Source organism: Planktothrix paucivesiculata PCC 9631 (genome assembly GCF_900009265.2).
Lineage (GTDB): Bacteria > Cyanobacteriota > Cyanobacteriia > Cyanobacteriales > Microcoleaceae > Planktothrix > Planktothrix paucivesiculata.
The window spans coordinates 1-374 of the sequence record NZ_LR735030.1; the positions used below are offsets into that span (position 1 = coordinate 1).

A 374-nucleotide genomic window follows, 5' to 3' on the forward strand; every position below is an offset into this window, starting at 1 on the left:
ATCCCACAAATATTGTTACACCAGAAATTTCTAATTATACCCCCCTCCAAAAACAATCAGATTCCACAATTAATTCCACAGAAAGTAGTGATTCCATGGATATTGCTACACCAGAAATTTCTAATTATACCCCCCTCCAAAAACAATCGGATTCCACAATTAATCCCCCAGACAGTAGTGATTCCACAAATATTGCTACACCGAAAATTTCTAATTATACCCCTCTCCAAAAACAATCGGATTCCACAATTAATCCCCCAGACAGTAGTGATTCCACGGATATTGTTACACCAGAAGTTTCTAATTATTCCCCTCTCCAAAAACAATCAGATTCTACCGTTGACAACATTCCCAAAACCGAATCCACATCAACA

General features: G+C 37.7%; 1 protein-coding gene. It reads left to right on the forward strand.

The genetic code is table 11. The features are described from left to right. Positions 1-374 (forward strand): hypothetical protein (locus PL9631_RS26380; RefSeq protein WP_197046512.1); only part of this gene is annotated, 374 nt, incomplete at both ends.